At 48.6% G+C, this 20940-nt stretch carries 20 protein-coding genes; 6 read left to right on the forward strand and 14 right to left on the reverse strand.

Features of this window, described 5'->3' with window-relative positions:
- Nucleotides 1-1254: a diaminopimelate decarboxylase gene (gene lysA / locus L4D06_RS18935; RefSeq protein WP_274166433.1), complete on the reverse strand. Its 1254-nt coding sequence runs from the start codon at nt 1252-1254 to the stop codon at nt 1-3.
- Nucleotides 1255-1278: 24 nt separating this feature from the next.
- Entirely contained in the window at nt 1279-1449 is a 171-nt protein-coding gene (gene lptM / locus L4D06_RS18940) for an LPS translocon maturation chaperone LptM (protein ID WP_429740715.1), read from the reverse strand.
- 74 nt (nt 1450-1523) lie between these two features.
- Between lptM and cyaY the strand changes: the two genes are divergently transcribed.
- A complete protein-coding gene (gene cyaY, locus L4D06_RS18945; RefSeq protein WP_429740716.1) occupies nt 1524-1835 on the forward strand; it encodes an iron donor protein CyaY in 312 nt (103 codons plus the stop codon).
- A gap of 55 nt (nt 1836-1890) precedes the next feature.
- Here the strand turns inward: cyaY and L4D06_RS18950 are convergent, their stop codons facing one another.
- Nucleotides 1891-4446: a class I adenylate cyclase gene (locus L4D06_RS18950; RefSeq protein WP_476397367.1), complete on the reverse strand. Its 2556-nt coding sequence runs from the start codon at nt 4444-4446 to the stop codon at nt 1891-1893.
- A 567-nt stretch (nt 4447-5013) separates the two neighbouring features.
- Here L4D06_RS18950 and hemC point away from each other — a divergent pair.
- From hemC to L4D06_RS18970, 4 genes are read left to right on the forward strand one after another with little or no spacing between them, the layout of a single operon-like run.
- The gene (gene hemC, locus L4D06_RS18955; protein ID WP_274166429.1) at nt 5014-5949 is read left to right on the forward strand and encodes a hydroxymethylbilane synthase; all 936 of its coding nucleotides are present in this window, start codon (nt 5014-5016) and stop codon (nt 5947-5949) included.
- Nucleotides 5946-6713: a uroporphyrinogen-III synthase gene (locus L4D06_RS18960; RefSeq protein WP_274166428.1), complete on the forward strand. Its 768-nt coding sequence runs from the start codon at nt 5946-5948 to the stop codon at nt 6711-6713. Before hemC ends, L4D06_RS18960 begins: the two co-directional genes overlap by 4 nt.
- Nucleotides 6703-7929: a uroporphyrinogen-III C-methyltransferase gene (locus L4D06_RS18965; RefSeq protein ID WP_274166427.1), complete on the forward strand. Its 1227-nt coding sequence runs from the start codon at nt 6703-6705 to the stop codon at nt 7927-7929. The genes L4D06_RS18960 and L4D06_RS18965 overlap by 11 nt, the downstream gene beginning before the upstream one ends.
- Nucleotides 7926-9113, forward strand: a complete 1188-nt coding sequence (locus L4D06_RS18970) for a heme biosynthesis HemY N-terminal domain-containing protein (RefSeq protein ID WP_429740717.1) — start codon at nt 7926-7928, stop codon at nt 9111-9113. Before L4D06_RS18965 ends, L4D06_RS18970 begins: the two co-directional genes overlap by 4 nt.
- Before the next feature lie 401 nt (nt 9114-9514).
- Here L4D06_RS18970 and L4D06_RS18975 read toward each other — a convergent pair whose 3' ends face one another.
- The 3 genes from L4D06_RS18975 to L4D06_RS18985 all read right to left on the reverse strand — a co-directional run bounded on the left by L4D06_RS18975 (nt 9515) and on the right by L4D06_RS18985 (nt 13713).
- Nucleotides 9515-9673 carry a hypothetical protein gene (locus L4D06_RS18975; protein WP_429740718.1) on the reverse strand — a complete coding sequence of 53 codons (159 nt, stop codon included), beginning with the start codon at nt 9671-9673 and terminating at the stop codon, nt 9515-9517.
- Nucleotides 9674-9688: 15 nt separating this feature from the next.
- Nucleotides 9689-10459, reverse strand: coding sequence for a class I SAM-dependent methyltransferase (locus tag L4D06_RS18980; RefSeq protein ID WP_429740719.1), 771 nt, complete (start codon nt 10457-10459; stop codon nt 9689-9691).
- An 86-nt stretch (nt 10460-10545) separates the two neighbouring features.
- Nucleotides 10546-13713, reverse strand: a complete 3168-nt coding sequence (locus L4D06_RS18985) for an ABC transporter substrate binding protein (protein ID WP_429740720.1) — start codon at nt 13711-13713, stop codon at nt 10546-10548.
- A 121-nt stretch (nt 13714-13834) separates the two neighbouring features.
- Between L4D06_RS18985 and asnC the strand changes: the two genes are divergently transcribed.
- Nucleotides 13835-14296: a transcriptional regulator AsnC gene (gene asnC / locus L4D06_RS18990; RefSeq protein ID WP_028024249.1), complete on the forward strand. Its 462-nt coding sequence runs from the start codon at nt 13835-13837 to the stop codon at nt 14294-14296.
- Nucleotides 14297-14389: 93 nt separating this feature from the next.
- On the opposite strand, the gene hemB is transcribed toward asnC, so the two are convergent.
- The 8 genes from hemB to ubiE form a co-directional block, all read right to left on the reverse strand.
- Nucleotides 14390-15445, reverse strand: a complete 1056-nt coding sequence (gene hemB / locus L4D06_RS18995) for a porphobilinogen synthase (RefSeq protein WP_429740721.1) — start codon at nt 15443-15445, stop codon at nt 14390-14392.
- A 42-nt stretch (nt 15446-15487) separates the two neighbouring features.
- Nucleotides 15488-16267 (reverse strand): 3'-5' ssDNA/RNA exonuclease TatD, encoded by a 780-nt coding sequence (tatD, locus tag L4D06_RS19000; protein WP_274166420.1) that lies wholly within the window; start codon nt 16265-16267, stop codon nt 15488-15490.
- 79 nt (nt 16268-16346) lie between these two features.
- Complete coding sequence (gene tatC, locus L4D06_RS19005) at nt 16347-17111, reverse strand: Sec-independent protein translocase subunit TatC (RefSeq protein WP_274166419.1); 765 nt, start codon at nt 17109-17111, stop codon at nt 16347-16349.
- Between the two features lie 37 nt (nt 17112-17148).
- A complete protein-coding gene (gene tatB / locus L4D06_RS19010; RefSeq protein WP_028024245.1) occupies nt 17149-17502 on the reverse strand; it encodes a Sec-independent protein translocase protein TatB in 354 nt (117 codons plus the stop codon).
- A gap of 3 nt (nt 17503-17505) precedes the next feature.
- On the reverse strand, nt 17506-17736 hold the full coding sequence (gene tatA / locus L4D06_RS19015) for a Sec-independent protein translocase subunit TatA (RefSeq protein WP_016959503.1): 231 nt from the start codon (nt 17734-17736) through the stop codon (nt 17506-17508).
- 132 nt (nt 17737-17868) lie between these two features.
- Nucleotides 17869-19503 (reverse strand): ubiquinone biosynthesis regulatory protein kinase UbiB, encoded by a 1635-nt coding sequence (gene ubiB, locus L4D06_RS19020; protein ID WP_274166418.1) that lies wholly within the window; start codon nt 19501-19503, stop codon nt 17869-17871.
- Entirely contained in the window at nt 19500-20132 is a 633-nt protein-coding gene (locus L4D06_RS19025; protein WP_274166417.1) for a ubiquinone biosynthesis accessory factor UbiJ, read from the reverse strand. The genes ubiB and L4D06_RS19025 overlap by 4 nt, the downstream gene beginning before the upstream one ends.
- 9 nt (nt 20133-20141) lie before the next feature.
- Complete coding sequence (gene ubiE / locus L4D06_RS19030) at nt 20142-20921, reverse strand: bifunctional demethylmenaquinone methyltransferase/2-methoxy-6-polyprenyl-1,4-benzoquinol methylase UbiE (protein WP_274166416.1); 780 nt, start codon at nt 20919-20921, stop codon at nt 20142-20144.
- Nucleotides 20922-20940 lie beyond the last annotated feature (19 nt).

Here is a 20940-nt window from a genome sequence, read left to right on the forward strand (position 1 = left end):
TTATTCAGGCAAAACCTGTTCTAACTGCCACAGTGACTCTAGAGGCTCTCTCTGACGAACCAGATGGGCCGTTTCACCGTCAACGATCACTTCTGCTGCGCGACGACGCGTGTTGTAATTTGATGACATCACGAAGCCGTATGCACCTGACGAACGTACCGCCAGTAAATCCCCTGCTTCAAGAACCAGCGCGCGATCCTTACCTAGGTAATCACCCGTCTCACACACAGGGCCAACAAGATCGTATGTCTTGGCTTCCCCTTCACGAGGACGAAGCGGCACGATGTCTTGCCAAGCTTGATACAAAGCAGGACGAATCAAGTCGTTCATTGCGGCATCAATGATGGCGAAATTCTTTTCAGCGTTATGCTTTAGAAATTCCACTTTGGTCAGCAATACGCCAGCGTTGGCTGCAATCGCTCGACCCGGTTCAAACACCAATTCAATGTCTTGGTGATTATCAAGACGGTCTAGCAGTGCTTTTGCATATTCTGACGGTTGAGGCGGTTTTTCATCGTGATACGTCACGCCCAAACCACCACCCACATCAAGGTGTTTAATTTGAATACCATCTGCACGCAAAGCATCAATCAGCGCCAATAGGCGATCTGTTGATTCAATAAACGGTGCCAATTCCGTTAACTGTGAGCCGATATGACAGTCGATACCATGAATGGCTAAGTGTGGCAGGCTATGCGCGTACTGGTAAACCTCACGAGCACGATCAAACGCGATACCAAACTTGTTCTCTTTTAAGCCCGTGGAAATATATGGGTGCGTTTTCGCGTCCACATCGGGATTGATGCGCAAACTCACTGGAGCGACTTTGCCTAACTCACCCGCGACTTGGTTAAGTCGATCAAGCTCGGATTCCGATTCCACGTTGAAGCACTTAATACCTAACGACAGGGCACGCGCCATTTCATCCGCCGTTTTAGCCACACCGGAGAACACCACTTTCGCTGGGTCACCTCCTGCCGCCAACACGCGCTCAAGTTCACCTTGTGACACGATGTCAAAACCAGAGCCTAGACGAGCGAGTACATTGAGCACGCCCAAGTTGCTGTTTGCCTTAACGGCATAACAAATCAAATGCGGATGATCGCCCACTGCGTTATTGAATGCATGCCAGTGGCGCTCTAATGTCGCACGCGAATAAACATATAGCGGCGTGCCATAAGTTTCAGCCAATTGCGCCAATGGCAGCTCTTCAGCCCAAAGCTGTCCGTCATCCTGATAATTGAAGTAATCCAACGTTGTCCTTCCCTGTCCGATATATTATGGCTGATCAACGCCCTGAGCTTGCGTATCCTGTGTGTTTTCCGAGTCTACTGGCGCACCATTTTGCGCTGGCGCGTCTTCGGGAAAATAAAGAGGTCCTTGCTGACCACATGCCGACAGCAGGGTAAATGCTGCTAACACAGCAAGTTTCAGGGTTGTTCGCATCATTTATGCCAGTGATCCAAAAGTTAATGACCTCTATAATCGCATCAACACACTGAAAAGCAATAGGACGGAATACAATGAACGCAAGCGAATACCACGATCTTGTCGACACAGAATGGATGGCCATAGAAGAAGGCATCGATGAATGTGGTGCGGATATCGATTACGAGACATCTGGGAATGTCTTGACGCTGGATTTCGAAGACCGCAGTCAAATCATCATTAATCGTCAGGAGCCGATGTCAGAAATTTGGTTGGCATCAAAATCAGGTGGTTTTCACTTTGGCTACAAAGACGGTAAATGGCTATGTAGTAAAACAGACATGGAATTTAGCGACATGGTGAAGCAAGAGTGCAGCAAGCACGCTGGAGAAGCGGTGAATTGGTGATTAGGGTTGGTTGATTATGTCGCTGACCGCCTCTGGCGAACAGCGACACAATGCACTATCTTGACGCGATCTGCGCGGGCTCACTGCGCATTTCTGCACCGCGTTGCCACTGGCGATCACTCTTGTATGGGATCACCTGCGCACGACCATCCGCTTGATGAATAATGTCGTAGAACTGTGGGAGGTTGAAGTTAACGGCTTGCCCGCTAAAACTCACTTTCTCTTGTGACGAAGTGTAGAAACGGTTCACCCCTTGCACCATTTCTTCTTTATCACCACTGCACTGTCGGTACATTTCTACCCGGTTGTTTTCATCCAACACGTAGATATTGAACCCTTCTTTGCAGTCTTCAAAGAAGAACTGGATAAGACCTTCACTCGCATAAGCATCCACCACTTCTGGCGGATGAACTTCACCTTCTTTATCCAACACCACCAATGGCGAACCATTGATCTTATTGGTAGATATCGAGCGATAAAAGTCCACTGAGTTTTCGAGTTTCTGAACCGACACACCGCGACGTTCAAAGAACAAACCAAAGGTTTGATCAGCCACACGTATCGCCTTAAAGCGACGGCGTTTTTCCTGATCAACAGGTTTTAAACGCATGTCGATACACTCGGCCACCAGTTGATACACCAAATTACGGATAAGCCCGCGCATTTTTCCTGCGTAGCAGAACACATCCACCGACTCAGGGGGAATGGCGTCTTGGTGCATCTTACCCAATAAGGTTTTCAACACGTCCAACATCGCATTGTCGCCCTTGAAGTTCAGGGTACGAACTTCGTTCCAGCTATTGCGATACACCAAATCCACACTGCCCACCAAGCATTGCTGCTCAGCACCGTAGCTAAAGATGTCGGTGTTTTTGAAATCGAATCGGACTGACGGTTGCTTCAATTCGGAAGTGGGGTCTTGCTCAAGGTTGATAAACAACGCCAGTTTACGAATTTCACATGGGCTGGATAAGGCTTGCAGAGACGGTTGCGGTCGACGCACCGTAAAGGTATTTCGCATGTCGCTGACGAGCTGATAGAGCTTATCAATGTCCACGTTGCTGGTGCGCGCGACAGAATGCAAACAGGTTGATTCGGTCAACATACCATTGAAATAAGCCCAAGCAACCAGCTTAGATAGATAGCGGTTATGCTCTAAGGGGGCACGACCAATAATATCTACCGGCTTGAGTGATTGCTTATACAAATACCAACCCGGCGGGTTGTTACGACCATCAGGCACCTGAATCAAGGTTAAATCGGATTCATGCAAGTCTGGCGAAAGCTGAGGGTTAAGCAAAGTGACCTTACCCGGCAACACTTCAAAGGCCGCATAAAGCTTACGAGCCAAAATGCTGATATCTTCAGGGCTAATAGCCGAGGTGATGTCATTGCGGCGTGCAAAGCGGATCAGGTTACGATAACTCAGCATCAAAGCTTCTAGTAGCTCATTGTGAGCAACCTTCACTTCTTCTACTTTCCAGTTGCGACGGTTATCTAACCGAGCAATATCGTCCTGCGTCCATCCCCACTCTCGCGTCAGCACGCACAATACTTCGCGACGCCAAGGCACAGAGCCAGGTCCTGGCTCACGAGTCAGTTTTTCGTGGGTTTTAAGATAGAAGCAGCGACGCACTAAATCCAAACGGCGGTGATCGTCAATGCGCTCAAGATAGCGAGTCACTTTCTCTAACATGAGGTAGTACGCATCTGACTGGTACACGTCCAGCATGCCCGAGAAGAAACGGCGTTTGCCGTCAACGCTTAGAAGCTGTGTGCCCGGATATTCCCAAGAATAAGCTTCCAGCAAAATCGCTTTGAGTACCGATTTATAAGGTGAATCAATACTTTTATACAGTTGCCAAAGGCTAGAGCCAAAATACTCTTCGGCAGGGATCGATGGCAAACCGCCAAAGTCGACCCAATCATCACGGCGAAGTGAACCATTGGCGATCAGCTCACCCACGTACTCTTCATAGCAGTTTTCCATCTCCGGCGGCACCAAGTACCAAAGAAGCTGTTGGCCTGCCAAGTGCACGGCTGAGCGATAAAATTCGTCTAGCAAAAGGTAGTGTTGACTTGAACCACAGTTATCTGAGGTCATTTCCTGTGCAAGGTTTTGACGGAAACGCTGCTCACACATCACGAAGAAGTTCACTTCAACGCCTTGTGCCATGGCCCAATCGGAAATCAACGAGCACTTCGCATCCAACATACTGCGCTCTTCTTCACTCACCCACTGTTGCACACACACCCAAATATCAAGATCGCTGCTCAGGCTTTGCCCCATAGACGCAGTACTGCCCATAGAGAACATGCCCTTAATGGGGAAATCTTGAGAGAGCGGTTTTTCGGGTGCCGACGTATTAGATGCCAACGCGCAGTCATTCACGAAATCGCATTGTGTGTCGGAAAGGGTGAAGCTAGAAATGCCATGAACGACACTGCGCTCAAGGTAGCCAGGAACGGCAGGATGATTAAAGTGCAGCAAGGCAGGCAATACGTTAAATACGTTAACGGCCTGAGAGTGCATTGCGCTTCGTGCGCGCTCCAATCTCACTCGATTGAAGGCGTCAAGACGCTCTATTTGCTGATCAACATAGTTTTGCAAGATTAACATCCAAAGTTGCCGACATCCTAGTCAACGAAACAGGTCTCACCGAATTACTACTACCGCGAGGCCCATGGATAAAAACGTGATCAATCTAACAGTTTTTACTCGGAGCGTAAAGCAACCAACGACGCGATTTTTCCGCATCACTTCGCTCACTCTGTGAACAAAACTGTGAGATACATTACGATCTATCTCAAATTTGATTCGAAATAAGGTGAACCAAGTAGTATTTCACACCCTATATCAACCGTTATTATTTGATCCATATCACACAGGATAGTCTACGCCGCCACGCTTCGCACGTTTTGCCCCGCGGTTATTGCCCTCCAATAAGATTTGTCCCCGTTATCGACATCATCAAGCCTCACTTAATACTCTTTTTCCTGCGCGCTTTATTGGCACTCTTTTGTCGACGTCTGAATATTTGGTCTTTATTTCAGCCAATAAGTCTCCCTTACGTCGCATCATATGCACCGACAGACCTCTGAAAACCTTTATCTTGAGGTGGTTTGGAAATAAGAAGCGGTGATACGATGAGAGAATGAAAATCACATGGACCCCACTATGAATTCAACGCCAATCCGCATCGCAACACGCAAAAGCCCACTTGCGCTGTGGCAAGCAGAGTATGTAAAAGCTGCCCTTGAAGCTACGCACCCGGGTTTGATTGTCGAACTGGTACCTATGGTGACCAAGGGCGACATTATTCTCGACACACCGCTGGCAAAAGTCGGTGGTAAAGGCCTGTTCGTGAAAGAGCTAGAACAAGCCATGATCGAAGGGCGTGCAGATATTGCCGTTCACTCGATGAAAGACGTACCCGTCGAATTCCCAGAAGGGTTGGGATTGGTGACAATTTGTGAGCGTGATGACCCGCGTGACGCCTTCGTTTCCAACCGCTACGAAAGCCTAAGTGATTTACCACAAGGCGCGATTGTCGGCACATCTAGCCTACGTCGTCAGTGTCAAGTTCGTGAAATGCGCCCTGATCTGGTGGTGAACGATTTGCGCGGCAACGTCGGAACACGCTTAGGTAAACTCGACAATGGTGAGTACGACGCCATCATTCTTGCTGCTGCAGGTTTGAAACGTCTCGGTCTGCACGATCGTATTCGTAACGAAATCGAACCTGAAGAAATCCTCCCTGCCGTTGGACAAGGCGCAGTGGGTATCGAATGTCGACTCGATGATGAGCGTGTACGCACATTGCTTGAGCCGCTATCAGATGCCAACACCACTTATCGCGTGCTCTGTGAGCGTGCAATGAACAATCGCCTACAAGGCGGCTGTCAGGTGCCTATCGGTAGCTACTCTGAAATCCAAGGCGATCAAATCTATTTACGCGCATTGGTCGGCGAACCCGATGGTAGCGAAATCATTCGCGGTGAAGTGACTGGACCACTAGAAAAAGCCGAAGAGTTAGGCACAGGTCTTGCCGAGCAATTACTGGCAGAAGGCGCCCGCCCTATTCTTGAAAAACTGTATCAGGACGAAATATGACCGTCGTGGTCGTCCGTCCAGCACCTGCGTGCTATGAGCTGGTCGACAGCCTCAATCACGCTGGAATAAAGGCGCTGCCCGCGCCTTTGTTGTCTTTTTCTGCTGGCGCCGACCTCCCAACGCTCTCAGATACACTTAACGCACTGCCCAGCGGCAGTGTCGTGGTGGCCGTGAGTCCTCGCGCTGTTGAATATGCACAAGCTCATTTAACCGAGCAGCATACCCCTTGGCGCAAGGATCTTCATTTCGTGGCGGTGGGTGAAAAAACCGCCAACACTTGGCATGCTCTCAGCCAAGTTGATGCCATTCAGCCCCCAACCGAAGACAGTGAAGGTATGCTGTCGTTACCTGTTTTTTCAAAAGTTGATGCCCTCAATGTCTTGATCCTTCGAGGGAACGGCGGTCGAACCTTGCTAGGAGACAACCTCGCTGAAAATGGGGTCAAGGTACGCTATTTTGAAGCCTATCAACGACACTGGAACGCAGACGCCCTATCATCGTTAGCCACACAATGGCGCAAAGAGCTCGTCGATACCTTGGTGGTAACCAGTGGAGAACAACTTTCACTTTTATGCCAGACAATCTCAGAGTGTGACCAGCAATGGTTAAAAGAATGCCATATACTGGTGCCAAGCAAACGGATTTACAATCAAGCAATTGGCTTTGGTTTTTCTGCAATCAACTGCGTAAACAGCGCATCTAATCAGTCGCTGCTACGCGCTTTATACGAGATGAACAACTCGGGACATTCGGATGACAGATAAGAATAAACCTTCGGGCACGGAGAAAGACACAACAGCGCCAGCATCCTCCAAAGACACGGCGAAGAATGCGTCTGACAATGCCACCAACTCTCGTTCTACCGCCGACACCAAGGTGTCTAAACCGACTGAGGAAGCATCGTCTTCACCAGCCTCAACGCCTGCAAAAGACTCGCAACCCTCCGCCCCTGTGAAGAAAAACAAAAGTGGTCGCGGATTGGCTGTTGTCGCTATCGTGTTGGTTATCGCACTCGGTGGCGGCCTTTATTACCACGGTCACCAGCAATCAACACAACTGAACGCTGGTATGGCAGCACTTAGCACACAAGTGTCTGAGCTGAAAACAGCACTCGCTAACAGCGAAACGCAAACACAGAATGCAGTGCAAAAAGCCACGCAAGATACTCGCGTGCTGATCGACCAACAAGACAAAACCATTCTTAGCCTTCAATCTGCACTGGCTGACGTGAAAGGCCGCCGCCCTAATGACTGGTTGCTTGCTGAAGCTGACTACTTGGTCAATCAAGCGGGTCGCCAATTATGGCTAGAGCATGATGTGCTCACTGCCACGACTCTGATGGAAACCGCCGATCAACGTATTGCGGCATTGAATGACCCCTCTCTGACGCCATTGCGCCAGGCGATGGCGAAAGACATTCAACAACTCAAAGCCATTAAACGAATTGACCGTGATGGTATTGTTCTGCGACTCAATAGCTTGCAACAAGAGGTGGACAAACTGCCGTTAGCCAATGCCATTTTACCTGAGGGCGAAGTTGTTGCGCCTGAACAAGTATCCGGCAATGTTGATGATTGGCAGCAAAACCTAAAAGCATCCATGAGTGACTTCGTCAGCCAATTCATTACTTATCGCAAGCGCGAAGGTGATGTAGTGCCATTGCTCACGCCAGCTCAAACCTTCTATTTGCAAGAGAACCTTAAAGCGAAACTGGATCAGGCCATCACTGCGGTTTATCGCGAAAATGGACGCTTGTACGCAGAGTCCATTAAGACTGCGGAAGAGTGGGCTGCCCGTTTTTACAATCAAGATGCCAAGATCACCGAAAGCTTTATCAGCACACTCGACACGCTCAGCAAACAGACCATCGAAGTGAGCTACCCTGAAGCCCTTGAGAGTCAGCAGCTAGTGAGTGATTTGTTGGCAGACCGATTGCGCCGAGACCTCGCACCATTGCCTGCAGAGGGGACTAGCCAATGATCAAAATCCTCCTATTAGTCATCGCACTTATTGCAGGGTTGGTTGTTGGCCCGGACTTGGCGGGCAACCAAGGCTATGTGCTGATCTCTGCGGCAAATCAAACCATTGAAATGAGCCTGACAACACTGGTGATTGTGGTGATTGCCGCGTTTGGTGCTTTGTTTCTACTCGAGCTTGTTATTCGCAAGCTACTCTCGCTGTCTAGCTCTACACGTGGCTGGTTTTCAGGCCGCAAGAGTAAAAAGGCACGCAGTTTCACGAACCAAGGTTTGGTTAAGCTGCTAGAAGGTGATTGGAAGCAAGCCGAGAAGCTGGTAGTAAAAGGCGCTAGTTTTAGTGATGCGCCACTGCTGAACTACTTAGCCGCGGCAGAAGCAGCGCAAGGCCGTGGTGATGTAGATAATCGCGACCGCTACTTGCAACAAGCTGCCGATTTTGGCGCTGACAGCCTTGCAACGGCGCTAACGCGCGCCAAACTGCAATATCGCCAAGGCCAATACGAAGAAGCGCTAGCGAGCCTTCAAGGCCTAGTTGATGCAAACCCTCGCAATGCCATCTTGCTTAACTTGCTGAAAGATACCTACCTGCAGCTTCAAGACTGGCAAGCTCTGTTGCGTTTACTACCGTCACTCAAGCGCGTAAAAGCCATCACTGAGGACGAGACAGCCAAACTTGAGATCAAAGCTGAATGTGGCTTGATGGCGCATATTGCCACTCAAAAAGGCAGCGACGGTCTTCTTGCTCATTGGAACAGCCTATCTCGCGCAGCGCGTCAGCAAACCCCTCTGATCGCATGTTTAGTTAAACAACTGATCGCAAGACAGGCAGATTCGGAGGCTTACATTATTTTGCGTGAGAACCTGAAGAAGAAGCCGGATGAAACCTTGATCGGTCTGGTGTCTGAGTTGTCACTGCCCGACTATCACCCCGTAATATTGAAATTGCAGGATTTGCTGCGCTACAACGAGAACAACCCAGTCACGCACAGTGCTTTGGGTCAGTTGTTTTTCCGTGAAGGTAAATGGGCAGAAGCACGCCAGCACTTTGAAAGAGCGCTTGATGTTCGCCCTGATGTCACCGACTACGCATGGTTAGTCGATACCCTTGAAAAGCTCAATGAATCAGGTGAAGCCAACCACGTTTCACGTGAAGCGTTAAAACTCGCGCTACCTCACAAAGACTGAAACATTTCCCGCACAAAAAAACGCCCATCTGGGCGTTTTTTTATTCACATAATTCTCGAAAGGCATTAAAAACAACCCAATATGTTTCAATACGTTAATAATCATTAAGGGCTATTTACAACGCATTGTTAAGACAAAGTAGCTGTTATCAAATAGGAAGGTAAAAAATTGATGTCCAAACTTTTTGATAGTGAGCACGCCCAATCATGGATATGTTACCTTGGATCATAGTGTCAGGCTTGATGGTTTCGGTTGTTACCGGTCTGCTGACAGTTCTGCTAGTCAAAGGCATGGAGTAATCCTCGCCAATGACAGACGCCTCCTTCTGGAGGCGTTTTTGTTTTTAGAGTTAGGGTGTTAAAAGAGGACAAACATCGCGCAAAAAAACGCGAGACAACCATTTACGGTTTGAGAGATATCGGCTTACACAGCACTTTCTTGGTATTCGCTACACGAGCACACTTACGACACGCATACTCAGGCGCTTTCACAAGCTTCGCCAACTCCAGTACGTCTTTTTCGATTTCTTTACTTTTCCAATCACATAACGTCTTTGCCACAGTCACTTTTCCTGCTTAGCGCATCGCCGCTTTCACGTAAACGTCAAAACGATTCTTCTTCGTTTCAATCTGAGTCGAAGGCGTTTCACCCGCAATAAACTCTGCATAATCAGGGCGCTTCACCACCACGCGTTTGGTGGCCAACTGATAAGCAGGAGAAAACAAACCATCAGCGTCATGATCGGCACCCACAAGCGATTGAAATACACGCATTTCTTTTTTGACGAGCGCGGACTTCTTCTTGTGCGGATACATAGGGTCAAGGTAGACCACATCAGGACGTTCACGGGTCGAATCTTCAACCAGTTGGGCGAGCGCATCATGGCTGGACGCATGTACCATGGAAAGGCGCTCAGTAACCCAATGGCCAATTTCAGGATCCAGCTTGGCACGTTCCAAGCCATCTTCAAGAAGCGCGGCAACCACAGGGTGGCGTTCTACCATCTGAACCTTACAACCAAGTGACGCCAATACGAATGCATCACGCCCTAACCCAGCAGTGGCATCGAGTACTGTCGGCGTTGCCCCTTTGTTAAGACCAACCGCTTTCGCAATGGACTGCCCTTTACCGCCACCAAATTTCCGGCGATGACCGACTGCGCCGCCAATCAGATCGACGAATACGGCGCCCAGTTTAGGCTCATCTAATTTGCGAAGCTCTAACCGTGATTCGGTTAAAACCAGTGCAAATATCGCATCGCTCTCATGGGTAAGCCCCCAACGTTCAGCGATAGTATCTAGGGTGTCTTGGCGCGTTGGCGCTTCGCAGGTTAAAGCAATCTGCACCTGAGTTCTCCGGCAAACTATTCTCGGCGAGTATAACCGTAAGCTGCGCCCAATTGGAGTAAAGAAAACAGCAAACGCTCTGCCGTTTATTTCATCGCCAGGATTGACGGCTGTGCCGATTCGCTTTTGATCAACGCTTCCATCGGTTTAGGTCTGCTGAAGTGATACCCCTGTGCGTAATCAACGCCAAGGGTTTTTAAGCGGGTTAGTATGGCTTCATTCTCAACAAATTCAGCGACAGTCTTCTTGCCCATCTGTGTCGCCAACTCATGAATTGCACGCACCATGGCATAGTCTGTTTCGTCTTCGGCAATATCACGCACGAACTGACCATCAATCTTGATGATATCCACCGGCAGGCGCTTGAGGTAACCAAATGAAGACAGGCCTGAGCCAAAGTCATCCAATGCGATGGTACACCCCAACCGCTTGAGCTTAGTGAATAGCTCTATCGCATCGGTCAAATTACCAATCGCCGCCGTTTCGGTGATTTCTAAGCAGATCGAAGTACTAGGAAGCTTGCTGGTAGTCACAGCATCAATCAGAAATGCAATGAAGCCCGCATCACTCATTGAGCGTCCTGACAGGTTTATCGAAATCATCGCGATATCATCAATGCACTCAGGATTGGATTCAAACCAGCCCAAGGTTTTTTCGATGACTCGCTTGTCGATCAGATGTGCCATGTTGTAGCGCTCTGCTGCGGGTATAAACAGGCCAGGAGCAACATGGTTGCCCTCTCTGTCTCGCATTCTTACCAAGACTTCAAAGTAGAGCTTTTCTTTCAACCTCGAAGAGACACTCTCAATCGTCTGCGCGTACACTTCGAGCCTATCTTCAGCAAGGGCTGCGTGGATTTGATTCACAAACGCCATTTCACGCTCGTGACGACGCAGCTCTTTGTCATCAGGGCGATAAAGATGAACACGGCTTCGACCATCGTGTTTCGCGGCAAAGCACGCTGTATCCGCTTGAGCATGCACTTGCTGCTGCGTACCTGCCGTTTTATCCAACATTCGAATGCCGACTGAGCAACCTAATGCCAAACGTGTGTTGTTCCAGTAGAAATCCATTTCACTCAGCGCATCAAGGATTTGCTTTCCTTGCTCTAACGCTTGTGATTCATCGCATTGGTAACAGATAATGGCAAATTCATCGCCCCCTAAACGCGCCAGAGTCGCACCGGATGGAAGCATCTCTCGTAACGCTTGCGCCGTTTGCTTTAACGCCTCATCACCTGCCTCATGGCCCACGGTGTCATTAATCACACGGAACTGATCGAGGTCGATATAGAACATGGCATGCACGAAATACTCGTCCGTTGCCGAACGTAAGGCATTCCCTAAACAGATTTCGAAATAGTTGCGATTGAAGAGGCCAGTTAGAAAATCATGCTGCGCCTGGTAGCGCAGTTGCTCTTCCATGCGACGGTTTTCGGTGATGTCCTCACCCACCAGCAAAAGCTGTGACTGCACTTGAGTAGAGCGAACACTTTCTCGAATCCAGCGCTCTTGACCGTCACTGGTTCGATAACGCGTTTCACGACGCCAAATATCAAAACGCTGGCGGTCTTTGCTACCCAACAGGCTGCGCGGTGGCAAGCTATCATCAGCGTAAAAGTCCGTGACTTTGTGCCCCAACATGTGGCGCTTGGAGAAGCCTAGCCACTCCGTCGCACATTGATTGACAGATTGGATTCGTGATTGATGATCGATGGTCAGCAGCATCACAGGTTGCTGCTCGTATAACATTCGATATTCCACTTCACTGCGCTGCAGCTTTTGTTCCGCCAATTTACGCTGGCTAACATCTCTTGCCTCAAACAAAATCTGAGCATCCGCATCACTATGATCAGGCAAGGCTTTTAGTGCCACATCGAGGATGACTTCGTTTTGCTGGGCAGATAACAAACAGGCTTCAAAGCGGCTGGTTTGCCCTTCAATCAATGATTCGATATGCAGTTTTAATCTGTCACCACTGAGCCAATCATTCCAACGCCAAAGCGGCATAGACTCCCGCACTTCCCATTGAGGGAAAACACGTTGGAATGCGCCATTGGCAGACACCACACGCCCTTGGTAATCAAGCAATGCGATATATTGATGGCTTTGGTCAAACACCCCTTTGAACAAAGCGCGGCTTTGCGCCAATCGACGCTCGCCTCGTTTTTGCTGACGCATATGTTTGGTCAACACCATGATAATCACACCAGCGATCAGCATGATGGCCACACTGCTGAGAATCGCGTCGCGATTAGCCGTAAGAAATGATGGGGGTTGATTAACAGCAACCATTTGAGGGAACAGCGTCAGATCAATCCTCTTCTTCTTCGCGGTGTTGTATTCAAACATGAGCTGATTTGCGTCAGTCACAATCGGTGGCATGTTGGGAGATTTCAATGCTTCAATCAGCAGTTGTGCTTGAACTTCTCCATGATGTTCACCATCAACCATCACGCCGCCGATTATGCCGTGTGGCAACATAAAACTGTTCGCGCCGTAAACTGGCACCTTGGCACTGTCGGTCACTTGGGTCAGTAAATCACCGTGCGTCATGAATGCGCCATCAATGTCTTTGAAGTAGGAGACAAACATCACCACATCGCCAGCTTCAAACTCGACGATGCGCTTAGTCAAATCATCAAAGTTCAGTTGGTGAAGGCGGTTTACCTCGAGACCCAAGTCATCGGCATGCTCCAATTGTTTTTCTATCGCCTGCCAGTATGCTCGGCTAGAGTAGGCATCATCAACAGCGAACCAAACTCGCAGGGTATCGGGATGCAGTGTCTTAATGAGCGCAAGGTTGTCTTGTACGTTGATAAGCTCTTCAACGCCTGACAGGCGTTGAATGTTTTGAAAAGGATCATATGAGGGAACATTGAGCCCAGAGAAAATAACAGGAATATCCCCTAACTCTGCAGCCAACGCATTCACAAGCCACAGTGCTGCGTTGTCTGTTGTCAGAATGGCGTCGTATTGATGATCTTTTAAACGCGCTTGATAGAGCTTTTTCAGCTCCGATATAAAGTCAGCCGTTTGAATTCGCTTGGTATCTAAGTAGGTATGCTCGACAACAATGTTTTGCCCATCTATGTCTTGCCCTTCTATGCCCCGCTCTATCCCACGGACCAGAGATTCCGTCCAAAAAAAATCAGGATGATAGGAATGCACAGCAAGAACCTGATAGGCTGCTAACGCTGTGCCACTTTTCATTATGAGAAAAGCGAGCAAAAACCATTTAAAGATCTGGTGCATAGGAACTATGGCTTAATTTTTTCTGACTGTATCATTAGTATGACACCCTATTGGCAAGCCTGTCATTTGGTCAAGTTTCATGCACGGAAACTGCGGGTAACATGGAGTTTAGTGAATAGATATGAATGAAATTGCAAAGCTAGATGATTTAGATCGCCAAATCCTGCATACATTGATGGGCGATGCCAAAGTCCCTTACGCTGAAATGGGCAAGCGCTTTTCGGTCAGCCCCGCCACAGTGCATGTGCGTGTTGAAAAAATGAAAGCAGCCGGCATCATCACTGGCACTGAAGTACTCGTGAACACCAAAGCCCTGGGTTATGACGTGTGCTGCTTCATTGGTATCAACCTCTATGCCGCGCGTGATTACCACTCAGCAATTGAGAAATTGCAGCAACTGGATGAAGTGGTCGAAGCCTATTACACCACAGGGGCTTACAACATTTTTGTGAAGCTTATGTGCCGTTCAATCGAAGAATTGCAATATGTGCTGATCGATAAGCTTCAGGCTATTGAAGAGGTGCAATCAACAGAAACACTGATTTCACTACAAAATCCGATCAAACGAAATGTCGCGCCATAGCGATAAGCGATAAGCGATAAGCGATAAATTCTCAGTCCCTGAATGAAAAATGCCAGCATAAGCTGGCATTTTGTCTTTGGGCGGTGCGGAGAGTTATTCGGCACTTTCCTGATTTGGCAGGTCTGGAATATCCATTTGCTGATCTTCAGCCAACCAACGCGCCACATCTTTGGCAAAGTAGGTCAAGATACCGTCCGCTCCAGCACGCTTAAAGCACAGTAACGATTCCATCACAGTTTCACGCTCGTTGAGCCAACCATTCAGAGCCGCGGCTTTGTGCATCGCGTATTCACCCGAAACTTGATAAGCAAAGGTTGGCACTTTTAGCTCTGATTTCACACGGCGCACTACATCCAAATACGGCATGCCCGGTTTCACCATGACCATGTCCGCACCTTCATTAATGTCCATCGCCACTTCGTGAATCGCTTCGTCGCTATTGGCTGGGTCCATCTGATAGGTTTTCTTGTTACCCCCTTTCAGATTCGCCGCCGAACCGACCGCATCGCGGAACGGACCGTAATAGGCTGACGCATACTTCGCAGAATAGGCCATGATTTGCGTGTGAATGTAACCCGCCTCTTCCAGCGCATCACGGATAGCACCAATGCGACCATCCATCATGTCTGACGGCGCAACAACATCCGCCCCAGCTTCTGCATGAGACAAGGCTTGTTGGATCAACACTTGGGTGGTTTCATCATTCAACACATAGCCGTCATCATCCGTCAAACCATCCTGACCAGACAAGGTGTATGGGTCGAGTGCTACATCGGTGATCACGCCTATTTGCGGCACATGCTCTTTCAGCAGACGTACCGCACGCTGAACCAAGCCTTCTGGGTTATGCGCTTCATCCGCACTGGCAGATTTAAATTCTTTTGGTACGACAGGAAATAGCGCAATGGCAGAAACACCAAGCTTTGCAAGGTATTCTGCTTCATACAACATCAGATCAATAGACAGGCGTTCAATTCCTGGCATTGATTCAATCGGTTCACGGCGGTTCTTACCCATCAATACAAACATTGGGTAAATCAAATCACTCGCTGACAGTTGATTTTCTGCCACTAAGCGACGGCTAAAGTCATGTTTGCGCAGACGGCGCAGTCGACGGGCCGGGAATGCGCCCTGAATGGATACAGTCACGATATCCTCCTTAATCCAAGTGCTTTGATCGAATAATAACGTTTAGAGTTTAAATAAGCGACGGGTGTTATCAACACTTTGTGAGATCACATGCTCTGTGTCTTGCTCACGCAATACAGCAATGGTTGACGCAATATGCGGTAAGTAGCACGGCTCATTGCGACTTGATTTAGGTTTAGGTTTCAAATCACGGGGTAATAGATAAGGCGCATCCGTTTCAATCATCAACCTATCATCGGGTATTAGCGGCACTATCTCTCGCAACGCTTCTCCACGCCTTTCATCACACACCCAACCCGTGATACCAATGTAAAGCCCGACATCCAAGCACTCTCGAAGCTCGTCTTCTGACCCAGTAAAACAGTGCAATACCGCACCCGGCAATTTTGGTAACCATGGCGTCAATATCGCCATAAAGCGCTCGTGAGCATCGCGACAATGCAAAAACACCGGCATGTTCAGTTCCGCTGCAAGGCGAAGATGGGCTTCAAACACCGCTTCTTGCTGAGGGCGTGGAGAGAAGTCACGATTAAAATCCAGACCGCACTCCCCAATTGCCACCACTTGGGGTTGGCTCGCGAGTTCACAGATTGTAGGCAGTGATAAATCATCTACCGATTTGGCATCATGCGGATGAACGCCAGCCGTTGAATAGGCAAAGTCTGGATATTGAGCAGCCAGCAGAGCTGCCTGAGGGCTGGTTTCCAGATCGGTGCCTGTCAGCAGCATTGCGCTGACGCCAGCAAGCTGCGCTCGCGTAACGACATCATCTCGGTCTTTATCAAATCGGCTGCTGGCGAGGTTTACACCAATATCAATCACAGTCTTTCCTTCAATCCGTTAATCGCATAAAAAAAAGCCAGTGTATCACTGGCTTAATTCTCATTCACACGGGCAGGTATTATCCCTGACTTTGCTCTTCATTTTCGTCGCGGCCTTCCTCGTCAGGTCGTTTATAGAAACGAGAGAAGAAAAGCCCGACTTCAAACAACAGACACATAGGAATCGCCAACAGTGTTTGCGAAATGATGTCAGGTGGCGTCAGGAACATGCCTACGACAAACGCCGCCACAATAATGTAGGGACGCTTTTGGCGTAAATCATCAGGGTCTACTGCCCCGGTCCACACCAACAGAATAATCGCCACGGGTATTTCAAATGCAATACCAAAGGCCATGAATAGCGCCAATATAAAATCGAGGTAGCTCGCGATATCGGTCGCTATCTCAACATCTATCGGTGCGATAGATGTAAAGAAGCCGAAGACCAATGGAAATACAACGAAATAGGCGAACGCGACGCCGCAATAAAACAGCAACGAGCTAGATGCTAACAACGGCATCACAAGGCGTTTTTCATGTTTGTACAAACCCGGTGCCACAAAGGCCCAGATTTGGTACAAGATCATTGGCACAGCAATGAACACCGACACGACAAGGGTCAGCTTGATTGGCGTAAAGAAGGGCGAGGCCACATCTGTCGCAATCATACTGGTGCCTTCAGGCAGGCGATCAACCAAAGGCGCGGAAACGAAGGTATAAATATCGTTCGCGAAATACACCAATCCAAGAAACACCACCAGCACGGCCAATAAGGCGCGTAGCAGTCGGTCTCTTAGTTCAACTAGGTGACTAATAAGCGGTTGAGTATCTTCAACAGTTGACATAGTTTCTCGACAAAAACTGGAGCCCTAAAACAAACCGTTATTCGGTTTTATCTTTGGTCGGGCTAGAAGCGCTAGCAACATCAGTGTTTTCACTCTTACTGGCGTAAGGGCGCTGAACATCTTCGGCTGCTTTTTTTAGCTCATCAACAGACTGCTGCAAGTCAGGCGACAGGTTTTGCATTCCCATCTGCTCGGCTTTTTTCAAGTTATCCTGTAGCTCTTGGATTTTCAGCTCTTGTTCGAGCTCATCTCTCACTGAGCCAGCCATACGTCGTGCCGCACCAACCCAGCGAGACACATTGCGAATAGCCACAGGTAAACGTTCAGGGCCGAGAACCACCAGACCTACAACTGCGATCAGGATCAGCTCCCAAAAACCGATATCAAACACGGATTATGCCTGCTCTTTGTCTTTCGCTTCGCTTTTCTGTGCCGTGCTGTCTTTCTCTTCCAGTTTCTCTTGGACGAAATCAGCGTCTTTCTTTTCGTCATCAGTCATGGCTTTTTTGAAGCCTTTAACTGCTGAACCCAAATCACCACCAATGTTACGCAGTTTCTTGGTTCCAAAAAGAAGGATCACGATGACGGCAACGATAAGCAATTGCCAAATACTAATACCACCCATCTAGTACTACCTCAGTGTTATATGGTGAATAAGCGATGTAACGCGAGTTTACTCGCACAATGTTACAACTCATATGATATGTTCAAGCTACCTCAATTTTTCGCTTTCAGCGAGAATAACTTGAATTGATATTCATTTATTAAATGCTCGCCATGCAAGTAACCAACTACATGCTGCGGCAGAGCCCGCCAATAATGGCAAATCCTCTACCTGATTACTGTAAAGTATGGCAGAAGTCACCAGCAGCGTTGCACCAACGCCCAATAAAAATCTCGCACGGTTATGCTGTTTGCGAGATTGCATAAACTCTTGATACATGGTGTCCAGACGCTGGTTCACCTGACGCCCTTGGCGCAAACTGTCGTACACCAACTCAGGTAATTCAGGCAGTTTTTCAGCCCAAAATGGCGCTTTTTCTTTGATGGCATTAATGACCGCTTGTGGACCAAGTTGACGTGACATCCACTGCTCAAGAAACGGCTTCGCGGTGTCCCAAAGATCAAGCTGCGGATAAAGTTGTCGACCCAGCCCTTCTACGTACAACAAGGTCTTTTGCAACAGAACCAGCTGAGGCTGCACTTCCATATTGAAGCGACGTGCTGTGTTGAAAAGATTCAGCAGAACGTGACCAAATGAAATCTCGCAAAGGGGCTTTTCAAAAATCGGTTCACACACCGTGCGGATGGCAAATTCAAACTCATCAACGTTAGTGTCATGCGGCACCCAGCCGGAATCCACATGAAGCTCAGCGACTTTGCGATAATCACGATTAAAGAACGCGAGGAAGTTTTCCGCCAAGTAGCGCTTATCTTCTCGATTCAAGGTGCCAACAATGCCGCAATCCAAGCCTATCCATTGAGGGTCTTCGGGGTGTTCATAAGAAACGAACACATTGCCTGGATGCATGTCTGCGTGGAAAAAGCTGTCGCGGAAGACTTGGGTAAAGAAGACTTGAACACCACGCTCTGCCAGCAGTTTTAGATCTGTGCCGTTCGCTTTGAGTCCTTCAAGATCGGAAACCTGAATACCGTATATGCGCTCAGACACCATCAAATTAGTTCGGCAATAATCGCTGAATGTTTCTGGTACATACAAAATATGATCGTTTTCGAAGTTGCGGCGCAATTGAATCGCATTCGCCGCCTCACGCATGAGATCAAGTTCATCCAGCAAGGTCTTTTCGTACTCGCGTACCACTTCTACGGGCTTCAAACGACGCGCTTCCGGCAAGAAACGGGCAACGATTCTCGCCATGCGATACATAAGTTTGATGTCCGCTTGGATAACCGGAAGGATATCAGGGCGAATCACTTTCAAAACGACCTCGCGGCCATTTTCTTTCAATATCGCGGTGTGTACTTGTGCAATGGATGCAGAGGCTAGCGGCGTTTCATCAAAGTCATCAAACCACGTTTCTAGTGGACCACCAAGTGCCGCTTCCATTTGGGCTTTCGCCAGCTTTCCGTCAAACGGCGCAACCTGATCTTGCAACAACGCCAGCTGATCAGCGATTGCGGGTGGGAACAAATCACGTCGAGTCGACATCATTTGACCAAACTTGATCCAAACAGGTCCTAGCGCTTGCAGCGCTAAACGTAAACGCTCACCGACCGCCATGTCCTTATGCTCGTTTTTCATCCAAAACAGCATTTTGCGCATCAAGTGAGGGCCACGAGTAATGGGCTGCTTAGGTAGCAGCTCATCAAGACCATAGCGCAATTGAACTTGGGTGATTTTATACAGGCGGCGAATTTCGCTTGGCGTCATGCGTTTTCCACCTTAGTGACCACGGCAAGTTTTTTCTCAAAGGCATCAAAACGTGCTTGAAGCCTTGATGCTTGGCTTTGCACGTCATCAACCTGATCAGCAAAATACGCCACTTCAAGTGCCCCAGGGGCTAAACGCCATTCTTCCACCACCAACTCTGCAGCATAACGTTGGTTACGCTCACCGACGGATTTGAGCAATGCGAATCCCTGTTTGGCGCCACGCACCACGGTGTGTGCCACCACATCACCCGTGTAGTGTGACAACCACTCGGCAATGTCTGGATTTAAGCCATTCAGCAAATTAGAAAACTGCTGAGCGACGTCGATATCCCCTTCAAGGTGCAGTTTGTCTTGCTTAATAAGCTGGGTCAGATTGGCTTTGTCTTTCAGTTGCGGCGCAACTGAAATCGGGAGTGCCAAATCACAATCAGCATGCCCTTCATAATTGGCCAGCACATCAAGTTGCTGACTAAAGACAAACACCAACTGCTTGTTAATATCGGTGAGGCTGACACGCAGCACTTTTCCTTTTAGTCGCGACAAGCGTCGCTGACTTTCTGCATCCTGACGGATCAAAGTATTAAGACTGGTTTCAACCACCGCAGTGACTAATGGGTCGAGAGGCATAGCGGCACCTTAGAATTTATAACCACGGTGCAGGGCAACAATGCCACCGGTCAAGTTGAAGTATTTGGTCTGCTCAAAACCCGCATCTTCCATCATGCTCTTCAGCGTTTCCTGATCAGGGTGCATGCGAATAGATTCTGCCAAGTAACGGTAGCTTTCTCCGTCGTTCGCAATCAATTCACCCATTTTTGGCAATAGGTGGAACGAGTAGGCGTCGTAAACTTTTGATAATGGCTCAACGATAGGTTTAGAAAACTCCAACACCAGCAGTCGACCACCGGGCTTAAGGACGCGATACATGGATCGCAGCGCTTTGTCTTTGTCCGTTACATTGCGCAGACCGAAACCAATGGTGATGCAATCGAAGTGATCATCCGGAAATGGCAACTCTTCTGCATTGGCCTGAACATAGTTAACGTTACCCACCACGCCCATATCGCGCAGTTTGTCGCGACCAACATTAAGCATAGAGTTGTTAATGTCAGCCAAAATCACTTGGCCTTTTTCACCCACGATGCGAGAGAATTTTGCGGTCAAATCCCCTGTGCCACCCGCCAAATCCAGTACACGATGACCAGGACGCACGCCGCTGCAATCAATCGTAAAGCGTTTCCAAATTCGGTGAATACCCATGGACATCACATCGTTCATGATGTCGTATTTTGCGGCCACATTGTGGAAAACGTTCGCAACCATACCCACTTTTTCATCTTTGGAGATCGTTTTAAAACCAAAGTGGGTGGTGTTTTGCTCTGCGTCCTGCGTCACGCCCTGTGTCAAATCTGTCATTATTAACCCCTGAGTAACA

Origin of the sequence: Enterovibrio makurazakiensis, assembly GCF_050336585.1 — a bacterium.
GTDB lineage: Bacteria > Pseudomonadota > Gammaproteobacteria > Enterobacterales > Vibrionaceae > Enterovibrio > Enterovibrio gelatinilyticus.